9 protein-coding genes are annotated in these 11,622 nt (G+C 69.1%); 6 read left to right on the top strand and 3 right to left on the bottom strand.

Features of this window, described 5'->3' with window-relative positions:
- Positions 1-71 precede the first annotated feature (71 nt).
- Positions 72-2,516 carry a lysylphosphatidylglycerol synthase transmembrane domain-containing protein gene (locus tag AB0L60_RS08470; RefSeq protein WP_364609278.1) on the top strand — a complete coding sequence of 815 codons (2,445 nt, stop codon included), beginning with the start codon at positions 72-74 and terminating at the stop codon, positions 2,514-2,516.
- Here the strand turns inward: AB0L60_RS08470 and fadD5 are convergent.
- On the bottom strand, positions 2,513-4,078 hold the full coding sequence (fadD5, locus tag AB0L60_RS08465) for a fatty-acid--CoA ligase FadD5 (RefSeq protein ID WP_364609275.1): 1,566 nt from the start codon (positions 4,076-4,078) through the stop codon (positions 2,513-2,515). The genes AB0L60_RS08470 and fadD5 overlap by 4 nt on opposite strands.
- A gap of 284 nt (positions 4,079-4,362) precedes the next feature.
- Here fadD5 and AB0L60_RS08460 point away from each other — a divergent pair, with 284 nt between their 5' ends.
- From AB0L60_RS08460 to AB0L60_RS08440, 5 genes are all read left to right on the top strand, one after another.
- The gene (locus AB0L60_RS08460) at positions 4,363-5,337 is read left to right on the top strand and encodes a nitronate monooxygenase family protein (RefSeq protein ID WP_364609272.1); all 975 of its coding nucleotides are present in this window, start codon (positions 4,363-4,365) and stop codon (positions 5,335-5,337) included.
- Positions 5,338-5,480: 143 nt separating this feature from the next.
- Positions 5,481-5,654: a type II toxin-antitoxin system VapB family antitoxin gene (locus AB0L60_RS08455; RefSeq protein ID WP_364609269.1), complete on the top strand. Its 174-nt coding sequence runs from the start codon at positions 5,481-5,483 to the stop codon at positions 5,652-5,654.
- 174 nt (positions 5,655-5,828) lie between these two features.
- Complete coding sequence (locus AB0L60_RS08450) at positions 5,829-8,513, top strand: acyltransferase domain-containing protein (protein WP_364609266.1); 2,685 nt, start codon at positions 5,829-5,831, stop codon at positions 8,511-8,513.
- A gap of 79 nt (positions 8,514-8,592) precedes the next feature.
- Complete coding sequence (locus AB0L60_RS08445; protein ID WP_364609263.1) at positions 8,593-8,982, top strand: hypothetical protein; 390 nt, start codon at positions 8,593-8,595, stop codon at positions 8,980-8,982.
- A 27-nt stretch (positions 8,983-9,009) separates the two neighbouring features.
- Positions 9,010-10,173 (top strand): cation:proton antiporter, encoded by a 1,164-nt coding sequence (locus AB0L60_RS08440; protein WP_364609260.1) that lies wholly within the window; start codon positions 9,010-9,012, stop codon positions 10,171-10,173.
- A gap of 91 nt (positions 10,174-10,264) precedes the next feature.
- On the opposite strand, the gene AB0L60_RS08435 is transcribed toward AB0L60_RS08440, so the two are convergent.
- Together AB0L60_RS08435 and AB0L60_RS08430 are read right to left on the bottom strand one after the other, a co-directional pair.
- The gene (locus tag AB0L60_RS08435; protein WP_364609257.1) at positions 10,265-10,705 is read right to left on the bottom strand and encodes an RNA-binding S4 domain-containing protein; all 441 of its coding nucleotides are present in this window, start codon (positions 10,703-10,705) and stop codon (positions 10,265-10,267) included.
- Positions 10,706-10,747: 42 nt separating this feature from the next.
- A complete protein-coding gene (locus tag AB0L60_RS08430; protein ID WP_364609254.1) occupies positions 10,748-11,419 on the bottom strand; it encodes an NlpC/P60 family protein in 672 nt (223 codons plus the stop codon).
- Positions 11,420-11,622: the final 203 nt, after the last annotated feature.

The following is an 11,622-nucleotide window of genomic DNA, read 5'->3' as shown; positions in this document are numbered from 1 at the left end:
CTGCCGCATACTCACACCGAGCCGACCATGGGACCACAGCCGTTCCCACGATCCGAAAGCGCGAATAGGACATGCGAGTCGACGGGCGGGAGATTCCCGTCTCCGGCAGCCTGCTGCAGCCGCGGATCCGCCGGACCAGTGACATTCTGCGCGTCGTGCTGTCCGCGCTGTCGGTGGCCATCGTCATCGCCGGATCGCTGATCACCAGGCCGCAGTGGGAGGCGCTGGAGCGCTCGGTCTCCGGCATCGTGGGGTTCCTGACCCCGGAACAGTCGAACCTGGTCTACATCGTCTACGGCATCGCCATTCTCGCGCTGCCCTTCGCCATTCTGGTGCGGCTGGTGCTGCGCGGGCAGTGGAAACTGCTGGCGGGCTTCGTCTCCGCGGGCCTGATCGCGCTGGGCCTGTTCTCCATCACCGGCACCGGCTTCTCCGCACCGCGCTGGCATCTGTCGGAACCCGGACAGGTCAACACCTTCCTGTCGCAGTTCCTCGACGATCCGCGCTGGATCGCCATGCTGGCGGCAACGCTCACGGTGGCCAGCCCGTGGCTGCCCGCGCGGGCGCGACGCTGGTGGTGGACGCTGCTGCTGGCGTTCGTGCCGATCCACCTGTTCGTCTCGCTGGTGGTGCCCGCCCGGGCCGCGCTGGGCCTGGTGGTGGGCTGGCTGGTGGGCGCGGTCATCGTGCTGGTGGTCGGCACTCCCGCGCTCGAGGTGCCCCTCGACGCGGCGGTGCGGGTGCTGGCCCAGCGCGGCTTCCGGGTGACCGCCTTCAAGGTGCTGCGCCCGGCCGCCCGTGGGCCACTGGTCCTTTCGGCGAGCACGGTGCCGCAACCGGAAGCGGGGGCCTCACCCGACAGCGCGCCCGCCGCGGCCGAGTCCGGTGAATCCCGCTCACCGGACAATGAATTGATCATCGAGATGTACGGCGCGAACCAGCGCAGCCGCGGCATGCTGCAGCAACTCAAGCGCTGGCTCACGATTCGCAGCGGCGAGTACCCGGCGCCGTTCGCCTCCATGCGCCGCGCGGTCGAGCATCGCGCCCTGATGGGATTCGCCATCGCCGATCTGGGCCTGGCCAGCAACAAGCCGCTCACCGTGGCGGCGCTGGACCGCGGCTGGATGGTGTACGCGCACACCGTGCCCCAGGGCCGGCCGCTGGCCGCCGCCGACGGGGAGCCGGTGCTGACCCGGGTGTGGCAGGCGCTGCACAGCATGCACCAGGCCCAGATCTCGCACGGTGAACTGCACGCCGAGGAGATCCGGGTCCTCGACGACGGCACCGTGCTGTTCGGCGGGTTCGTACAATCCGAATTCGGCGCGTACCAGGCGCGTTTCGACTCCGACGTGGCCCAGCTGCTGCTCTCCTCCGCGCATCTGTTCGGTGTCGGCCCGGCCGTGCGCACCGCCCTCGAAGTGCTGGACAAGCAGGCGGTGCTGGACGCCTCGGCCCGGCTCACCAAGACCGCGGTGCCCACCCACCTCCGCAAGACGGTGCCGGACGCGGGCGAGCTGATGAAGGACATCCGCGCGGAGGTGGCCGCGCAGACCGGGCAGGACAAGATCGAGGCCGCGCAGATCACCCGCTTCTCGCGCAACCAGATCATCCAGCTGGTGCTGCTCATCGGCCTGGTGTACGTGGCCTACCCGTACATCAGCGCGGTGCCGACCTTCGCCTCGGAACTGCGCAATCTGAACTGGGGCTGGGCGCTGCTGGGACTGACCGTGTCCGCCCTCACCTATGTGGGTGCGGCAATGGCGTTGTGGGCGTGCGCCTCCGAGGCCGTCAGGTTCGGCAACCTGCTGCTCATGCAGATCGCCAACACCTTCGCCGCGACCACCACCCCGGCCGGCGTGGGCGGGCTGGCGCTGAGCGTGCGGTTCCTGCAGAAGGGCGGCCTGGGCGCGGTGCGGGCCACCGCGGTGGTCGCCCTGCAGCAGACGGTGCAGGTGGTGACCCACGTGGTGTTGCTGCTGATCTTCGGCGCGCTGGCCGGAACCTCCACGAACCTGTCGCATTTCGTGCCCAGTGCCACCGTGCTGTACCTGGTGGCGGGCGCCCTGCTGGGCCTGCTGGGCGTGACCATGTTCGTCCCCAAGGTCCGCAAGTGGCTGCTCAACGAGGTGCGCCCGCAGCTGGCGGAGGTGGTCGGCCAGCTGAAGGATCTGGCCCGGCGGCCCGGCCGGCTGGCCATGATCGTGGGCGGCTGCGCCACCACCACCCTGGGCATGGCGCTGGCGCTGTGGGCCAGCATCGAAGCCTTCGGCGGCAGTACGACTTTCGTGACCGTCACCATCGTCACCATGATCGGCGGCACCCTGGCCTCGGCCGCCCCGACCCCCGGCGGGGTGGGCGCGGTGGAGGCCGCCCTCATCGGTGGTCTGGCCGCCTTCGGTGTCTCGGCGGCGATCGCGGTCCCCGCCGTCCTGCTCTACCGGGTGCTGACCTGCTGGCTGCCGGTGTTCTGCGGCTGGCCGATCATGCGCTGGCTCACCGCCAAGGACATGATCTAGGCCGAATACGCCTTGCGCAGTTCGACCTTCACGACCTTGCCGCTGGCATTGCGGGGCAGCTCGGGCACGACCACCAGGTGCTTGGGGTGCTTGTAGCGGGCCAGGGACTCGTTCAGGAACGGTTCCAGCTCTTCGAGGGTCAGGTCGTCGACGCCGTCGATGAGCGCGACCACCGCGACCGGCACCTCGCCCCACTTCTCGTGCGCGCGGCCCACGACGGCGGCCTCGTGGATCTTGGGGTGCGCGAAGAGCACGTTCTCGATCTCGGCGCAGTAGATGTTCTCGCCGCCCGAGATGATCATGTCCTTCTTGCGGTCCACCACGTAGATGAAGCCCTCCTCGTCCTGGCGGACCAGGTCCCCGGAGTGGAACCAGCCGCCGTGGAAGGCCTCCGCGGTGGCCTCGGGCTTGTTCCAGTAGCCCTGCATGAGAGTCGGCCCGCGATAGACGATCTCGCCGACCGTACCGGGTGCGACATCGTTCATCTCGTCATCGACCACGCGGGCCTGGATGGTGGGGATGGGCAGGCCGACCGAGCCGATCTTGCGCAGCGCGTCCTTGCCCTCGAGCACACAGGTGATGGGTGACATCTCGGTCTGGCCGAACACCGCCACGTTGAAGGCGTTCGGGAAGCAGTCGGCCATGGCGCGCAGCACCGTGTCCGACGCGGGGGCCGCGCCCCAGCACAGCGCCTGCAGCGCGAGCTTGCGCTGCTTGACGGTCGGCTCCTCGCAGATGAGCTGCCACTGCACCGGCACGCAGAAGGCGGCGGTGGCCTGCTCGGCCTCGACCGCGTCGAGGAATTCGGTGGCATCGAACGCACCCAGCGGATGCAGCACGGTTTTGCCGCCGAGCATGAAATACGGGGTGAGCGAGCCCAATCCGGCGATGTGGAACAGCGGTGAGCTGCAAAGACCGATGGAGTCCGGGGTTATCTCCATGGCCCGGATACAGGTCAGCGCCTGCGCGTTCATGTTCGCGTGGGTGAGCACCGCGCCCTTCGGACTGCCGGTGGTGCCCGAGGTGTACATGATCAGGCAGGGGGTTTCTTCCGGAATGTCCAGCGGCGCATGCGGTTCGCCCGGCTCGGCCAGGAAGTCCTCGTAGCCGATGACGCCCGCGCCGGTCTGCCCGTTGATGACCACGACCGTGGACAGGTCCGGGGCCTGCCCGGCGACGCCCACGGCCAGCGGCTGCAGCACCGAATCGGTGACGATGGCCTTGCCGCCGGAGTCGGCCACGATATAGGCGACCTCGGGCGGGGTGAGCCGGAAGTTCACCGGCACCGCGATGGCCCCGAGCGCATTGATGCCCATGACGGCCTCGATGTACTCGGTGTAGTTCAGCGCCAGGATGAGCACACGATCGCCGAACCCGACCCCTCGACGGGACAGCGCGTCGGCGAACCGCTCCGACCGCTCATGCAGCTGCTTCCAGGTGGTGTCCACGCCCCTGTACTTGAAGGCGACCTGACCGGGCCGCATGGCCGCGTGGGTCGCGACCTGGTTCACCCAGTGGTTGCGGCGCGACCGAATCGGCTCGTCTAGCGGCTGGAAGGTCATGCGGTGTCCTTTCACGCTGGTCAACTGTGAGAATACCGCTTAACTTTCTGACGTGACAAGGGTTACAGAGAAGGTTTTGCAGAGAAGTTCTCACGGCTTCATTCAGCAGTTCAGAGCATGTATTTGGGCCTGTTGGACACCCACATCCGGGGGCGGCCACTCCCGGGTGCATTGGTCAAAGCCCTGGTCAGGTGCAAACTCTGACTCACATCAGGGTTGTCGCCCTATATGCAACTATGCGAGTATCAGGGCAGTTTGCGAGAGGCAGGGAGAGGACAGCGCCCATGGCACTGAAGACCAGATTCACCGAGACCTTCGGGGTCCAGCACCCCATCGTCCAGGGCGGCATGATGTGGGTCGGCCGCGCCGAACTGGCCGCCGCCGTCTCCGAGGCGGGTGGTCTCGGCATCATCACCGCGCTCACCCAGCCCACCCCCGACGATCTGCTCCGCGAGATCGATCGCGCGCGTGAGCTCACCGACAAGCCCTTCGGCGTGAACGTCACCATCCTGCCGTCGATCAACCCGCCGCCGTACCAGGAGTACGTGCAGGCGATCATCGAGTCCGGCGTGAAGATCGTGGAGACCGCCGGGTCGAATCCGGAGCCCTTCCTGCCGTACTACAAGGAAGCCGGCATCAAGGTGCTGCACAAGTGCACCAGCGTGCGGCATGCGCTCAAGGCGCAGAAGATCGGCGTGGACGGTGTGTCCATCGACGGCTTCGAATGCGCCGGGCACCCGGGCGAGGACGATGTGCCGGGCCTGATCCTGATTCCGGCCGCCACCCGGGCCCTCGACATCCCGGTCATCGCCTCCGGCGGCATCGCCGACGCCCGCGGCCTGGTCGCGGCGCTGGCGCTGGGCGCGGACGGCGTGAACATGGGCACCCGCTTCATGTGCACCCAGGAGTCGGCGATCCACCAGACGGTCAAGGAACAGATCGTCGCCAACTCGGAGCGGGCCACCCAGCTCATCTTCCGCACCATGCACAACACCGCCCGCGTGGCGGACAACGAGATCAGCCGCAAGGTCGTCGAGATCGAGAAGGCCGGCGGCAAGTTCGAGGACGTCAAGGACCTGGTGGCGGGCGCGCGCGGCCGCCGGGTGTTCGAGGACGGCGACCTGGACGCCGGCATCTGGTCGGCCGGTCAGGTGCAGGGCCTCATCGACGACATCCCGACCTGCGGTGAGCTGGTCTCCCGGATGGTCACCGAGGCGGAGGCGCTGATCCAGCAGCGGCTCGCGGGCATGATCGGATAATTCCGGCGAAAGCCCGTACGTCTCAGACAATTACGACAGGGCCCTTGGCATTTCCTGCCAAGGGCTCTGGCCATTCCGGCTATCGGCGCCTGCCGGATCCGTCATGCTTTGAGGACACGACGGATGCGGCGGAGGTGCCTGAAATGGCCATCACTCGAATCTATCTCGACGACGACGCGCTGCGCCGGACCATGGCCATCTCCGGTGTGAACACCGAACAGGACGCGGTGAACCTAGCACTGCGGTTCTTCAGTTCCCATGCCGCCGCCGAGGATTTCGACCATCCCTTCCAGGGGCGGACGGCCACGGCCTCGTAATCATGCGCAACGATGACCCCGATGCCTTCGGGGCGATCGGATAGGCGCTGACCTGCACAGCGCCGGGTGACGAATTCGCCTGCGCGAAAACTCTTCTGGCCGCGGCGAATTCTTGGCAGAATCGCCGGTGGTACCTCGACGGCCGACAGCGCGTGGACACGGGAGGGCATTCCTGTGCGGCAGAGTACGAGAGCATCGACCGATCCCACCCCGTTCCCCCGGGTGTCGATCGTCGGCGTCGGCTGCCGGTCGACGGGTCTGGAGTTCGATCACGAGTGGTTCGGCATGGATCGCCTCGCGGCCGCCGGGCTCACCCCGCGTCAGCGCACCAACCTCGAGGTCGCCGTGGAAGCCCTGGACGACTCCGGATTGGGCTGTCTGGCACCGGCGTCCAATGCGGCGGTGGTCTTCGGCGCGGTCGGCGGCACCAATTGCGCCCACCACCTGTCGCGCGCCCTGGACCTGCGCGGTCCCAGCCTCACCGTGGACAGCCGGCGTGCCTCGCCACTGGTCGCCGTGGACATGGGCGTGCGCCTGCTGGCCGACGAAGCCGTGCCCTTCGTCATCGCCGGCGGTGTGGATCTTGCTCTGCTACCGGACATTTCAGACCTTCGGATACCGGTGCCCAGGAATCGCGGCAACGGCGGCGGCAATGGCATCTGCACCGTCCTGGTGCTGCAACGCACGACCGACGCGCTCCGGACCCGAACCCGCCGCTACGCCGATATCGGCGGACCCGCCATCGGATTCACCGAGGCGGACAGCCCCGACGCACACATCGCCCTGGACGACCCCGCGCGACCGGGCAGGACCCCTGCCCTCGACCGCGGCGACGAACCCCCGGTTCTCCTGCCCCTCACCGGACGCGACCCGGCCGCCATCCACGCCCTCGCGCTGCGCTGGGCCGTCGCCATCGGGTCCTATCGCTCGCTGCGCGAATTCGCTTCCGCCACTGCCCGGCTCATACCCGAACCCACCCGCGCCGGTGTCCTCGCCCGCGACACCGCCGAGGCCGCTGCCCACCTGCGCACCCTGGCCCGCCGCATCGCCACCACGCCCGCGATCGCCCGCACCACGGGAACGGTCACGCCCGCACCCCTCCCACGCGCGGCCACCGGCATCTTCGACCCGGTCCGCACCGATCACGACGGCGGCACGCTCTTCCTCTTCCCCGGGACCGGCGGCCACCCGCGCATGGGACGCGCACTCGCGGCCCGATACCCGGTCTTCGCTGCGGCATTGACCGCGGCCGTGGACGCCGTGGCAGCGGCCGGCGGCCCACGAGTCTGGACGCCGCGCAATGGATTCCACCGAACGACCCCTGCGGGTCGAGGCGGCGGCCACGAGCCCGGCCGCGCGTGCGAATCCGGCTGCGATGGCGACACATCGGGCGAATCCGGCGCGGGCGACATCGTATTCGAGCATTCGGCATTGTTCGCCTTTCAGGTCGCACTGGCCGAATTGCTCGAGTCGGTGGGGCTGCACGCGGATGCGGTGGCCGGGCACGGCGTCGGTGAGGTGGCCGCCGCGGTCGCGAGCGGCGCGCTGTCGCTGGACGACGCGGCCCGGGTGGTGGTGGCGCGGGCGCGGCTGCTCGAGCGGGCCGGTGGGGGTGGCGCCGCGGCCGTGCTCGAGGCGACACTCGCGGAGGTGACCCGGCTGGTCGAGCCCATGCGCGCCGATGTCGCCGTCGCCGCGGTGGACGGTCCGACCGCCATCACCGTGGCGGGCGAGCCCCGCTATATCGACGCCCTGGTGCGGCGGGCCCATCGCCGCACCATCTTCGCCCAGCGCCTCCCGGCCGACGCAATACCAGCCGCCGCGCACCTGCCCGCGATCCGCGACCGCGCCGTCGAATTGCACGGTGAACTCGCCGATCTCGAGGCGAATCCACCGCAGCTGCCGTTCTACTCGACCACCCGGCCCGGCCCGGTGCCGCGGATGCCGGACACCCGGGACACCGAGGACGAGACCGCGCGCACTACGGCACCGCCCGCCACGGCGGACGATCCGTGCCCGGACGCCGCCTACTGGGCTGCCAACGCGTGGCAGCCGATCCACTTGGCCGCGGCGCTGGAATCCGCTGCCGCCGACGGGATTTCGAGGATTCTCGAGATCGGGCCGCAGCCGGTGCTGACCCCGGGATTGCGGGAGCGCGCCCCGTTCCGGGAGGGCGCGCAGGCCGTGCTGTCCCGCGACGACGAGGCGGAGGGTTTTCTGCACACCATCGCACGGCGCTTTCTGGACGGGTGCGCCGTGGACTGGACGGCCCTCGGCTCGCTGACGGCCGCCCCACCGCAACGGCAATGGCGCAGAACGGATTCCGGTGCGCGGCGCCGGTGGCGCGACGGCGGCTTCGGCGCGGCGTACCCGGCCGGGCAGCCACCGGCACCGGCTTTTCCGGCCGTCGAAATCCGGCCGGACGGGACGTATCTGGTCGCGGGCGGGCTGGGTCCGCAGGGCGAGGTCGCGGTGCGCTGGCTGCTGGAGGCGGGGGCGCGGGACGTGGTGGTGCTGACCCGGACGCCGCGGCCGCTGCCGGCGGGGTTGACCGGGATGGAGGAGCGGATCGTGGTGATGCGGTGCGACTGCGCCGATCGCACCGATCTGGCGACGGCGCTGCAGGACATTCGTGAGTGCGGGTCGGCCGTCCGAGGCGTGGTGCACGCGTCGGGGGAGACCCGGTTGGTGGCGGTGGCGAATCTGCTGGAGTTGACGGCGGCGGATCCCACCGATTTCACCGTGCTGCTGACCTGCGTCCCCAGTGCGGCCGAGCCGGGTGCGGTGCGGGAACTGGCGGCGGCGCAGGTGGATCGGCGGGTCATCTGCGTGGAGTGGGTGGTCGGCCCCGCGGCCTGACAGCCGGGCAAAACGGTCAATCGGGACCGAATACGCGTGTCCATAGGCGACCGGTCGGTCGCACGGGAATGATGACTCCATGGCGGACCCCGAGATCACGGTCAAATGGAAGAAGGAGCCGGACGAGCACGACTATCCGGCCGCGGCGGACTATCTCGACATGCTGGCGGAGCCGAACATCGTCGACAAGGTCATCCAGAAGCTGCGCGATGCCCCCGTGGTGCACAAGAAGGCGAAGGACCTGCTGCGCGCCTCGCAGCTGGAGATCCTGCCGACCTACAACCCCTTTGTCCGCCACGACCTCGCCAAGATCACGGCCGGCTTGGCGCTCTCGCCGATCCTGGTGGTACGCGGGGACTTCCGCAAGGCCGTGCCCATGCAGATCGTGGACGGCTATCACCGGGTCTGCGCCATCTACTACACCGACGAGAACATCGCGATCCCGGTGAAGATCGCCTCCCTGGCCTGACCGCGTGAATGCCGAGACGACGACACCGTGACCTTCCAGACCCTCACCCTCATCACCCTGCTCGGCCTGGCCGGGCCCTGGCTGGCCTGGCGGCAGTCCTGGCACCTGCCGGTCATCCTGGGTGAACTACTGGCCGGAATCGTCTTCGGCACCACCGGCTTCGGCCTGCTGCACCCGGAGGACCCGACCTTCGCCTTCATCGCCGACGTCGGCTTCGCGGTGGTCATGTTCGTGGCCGGCACCCACGTACCGGTGCGGGACGCGGCCATTCGCTCGGCGCTGGGGCGGGGCGCGCTGCGCGCGGTGCTGGTGGGCGTGCTCTCGGTGATCGCCGGGCAGGGCATCGCGGCCTGGTTCGACACCGGGCACGGACTGCTCTACGCCGTCCTGCTCGCCTCCTCCTCGGCGGCCATCGTGCTGCCCATCATCGATTCCCAGCGGCTGAGCGGAAAACCCGTGCTGGAGATGACCGCTCAGGTCGCCATCGCCGACGCGGCCGCGGTGGTGGCGCTGCCGCTGGTGATCGATCCGCACAATGCGAGCCGGGCCGCCCTCGGGGCGCTCCTGATGGCCGGGGCGGCGGTGGTCGCGTACCTCTTCCTGCGCTGGCTCGAGGACTCCGGCATCCGGCATCGGCTGCACAAGATCTCCGAGGATCGGCAGTTCGCGCTCGAACTACGGGTCAGCCTCGCCCTGCTGTTCGCCCTCGGCGCGCTCGCCACCCGCAGTCACGTCTCGATCATGCTGGCGGGCTTCGCACTCGGCCTGGTGGTGGCGGCCATCGGGGAACCGCGCCGAGTCGCCAAGCAGCTCTTCGCCATCAGCGACGGCTTCCTCGCGCCGCTGTTCTTCGTCTGGCTCGGCGCACGGCTGAACCTGCGCGAATTCGGCGACCACCCGCATCTGATCCTGCTGGGCCTGGCACTGGGCGCGGGCGCGGTACTGGCCCACGTGCTCATGCGGTTCCTGGGTCAGCCGATTCCGCTCGGGGCCATCGCTTCCGCGCAGATCGGCGTGCCGGTCGCGGCGGTCACCGTCGGCACCCAGCTGCACGTGCTGAAGCCGGGCGAACCGGCCGCGCTCATGCTCGGCGCGCTGGTCACCATCGCCGCCGCCGCATGGGGAGCGCGGGCGGCGTCCACCGGTACGGGCACGCCGGGCGATGCCGCAATATCCCAGCGAGACAAGTGATTTCGCGAGTCGAGGGTAACGCGTCGGGCACGTCCGAAATCGGACTGGCACCCAACTTCCCTCGGCACGGGTGCGAGGCGGTCGACGGCTCCTAGCCGTCCGCCGCGCGGGGTGGCGGAGCGGCAGTCCCGGGAAGGCCGGGGAGGTCACGGCCCAGCAACCGGTCCGTCTCGCGGCGCTCGCGCTTGGTCGGGCGGCCCGCGCCGCGATCACGGCGCGGCAGGAGGGCGGTCAGCTGCGGGTCGGGCGGGGGCGGGCTCTTGTCGATCATGCACTGCCCGGCCACGGCCGCGCCGACACGCTTGGTGATGAGCTGCTCGACGATGACGATGCGTTCGGAACCATGGACACGAACGCGGATCTCGTCACCGGGCTTCAGCTGGTGCGCGGGTTTGACCGGAACGCCATTGACCCGCACATGCCCGGACCGGCAGGCAGCGGCGGCCGCGGAGCGGGTCTTGAAAATGCGGACGGCCCAGGTCCAAGAATCAACTCGGGCCTGAGCCGTGGTGCTCAGTGGAGCAGTGGTCACACGTCGACGATACTGCGTCAGGCGTTGACGACGATATATGCGTCAGGCGTTGACGATGCGGCGCGCGGTGACGACCTGGCTGGGGTGCAGGTTGGTGTAGGAGACCGGGGTACCGGTCTGCACGGCGTTCAGCAGCTTGCCGTCGCCGGCGTAGATGCCGACATGGCCGCCGCCGTTGGTGATGACGATGTCGCCGGGCTGCAGGTCCTCGAAGGCGACCGGGGCGCCGACGTTGGACTGCTCGAAGCTGGTGCGGGGCAGCTCGACTCCGGCCTGCTTGTAGGCCCACTGCACGAGGCCGGAGCAGTCGAAGCTGTAGGGACCGGTCGCGCCCCAGGAGTACTGGGCGCCGACCTTGGTCTCGGCGGCGTGCAGCGCGATGTCGCCGACGGAGCTGGACTTCTGGAAGATGCTGGGCAGCTGGAACTGCGGAGCGGGAGCAGCCGGGACGCCGACCTGAGCGCCGCCGCCCAGTCCGCCCGGGGTCTGCAGCGCCGTCTCGGCGTCCTTGACCGTCTGGTTGAACTGCTGCACCTGGGGCGCGAAATCGTCCGGCACGTCGAAGTTTCCGATGCCCGGGATCTCGACGGTGGCGGCGGTGGCGGTGATCGCCGGGAACACGCCGGTAGTCGTCGCGGCCATCGCACCCATGACGATGGCGCCCTTCACGGAATTCGGAAGCCGAGATTCCTGCTGCAAGCTGTGCTTACCCACTGAGCCGCATCTCCGATCTTGCTGCTGTAACGTCGCGGGCTGCCTCTCCGATGAAGCAACAGACTCCGCTAAGTCACGAGAAGATTACGACTAGGCCGCCACGTTGTCCACCCGACACGATAGGCGCGTCGCATTTTTACGAAAACGCCCCGCTGAACATGTAATTCGGTGTATAGGGCCGTGGATCACGAGACGATATACGT

Origin of the sequence: Nocardia sp. NPDC051981 (genome assembly GCF_040680715.1) — a bacterium.
In the GTDB taxonomy this organism is placed as follows: Bacteria; Actinomycetota; Actinomycetes; order Mycobacteriales; family Mycobacteriaceae; genus Nocardia.
The sequence above is the reverse complement of the archived record's forward strand: the minus strand, read 5'-3'. Positions and strand labels throughout refer to the sequence as shown.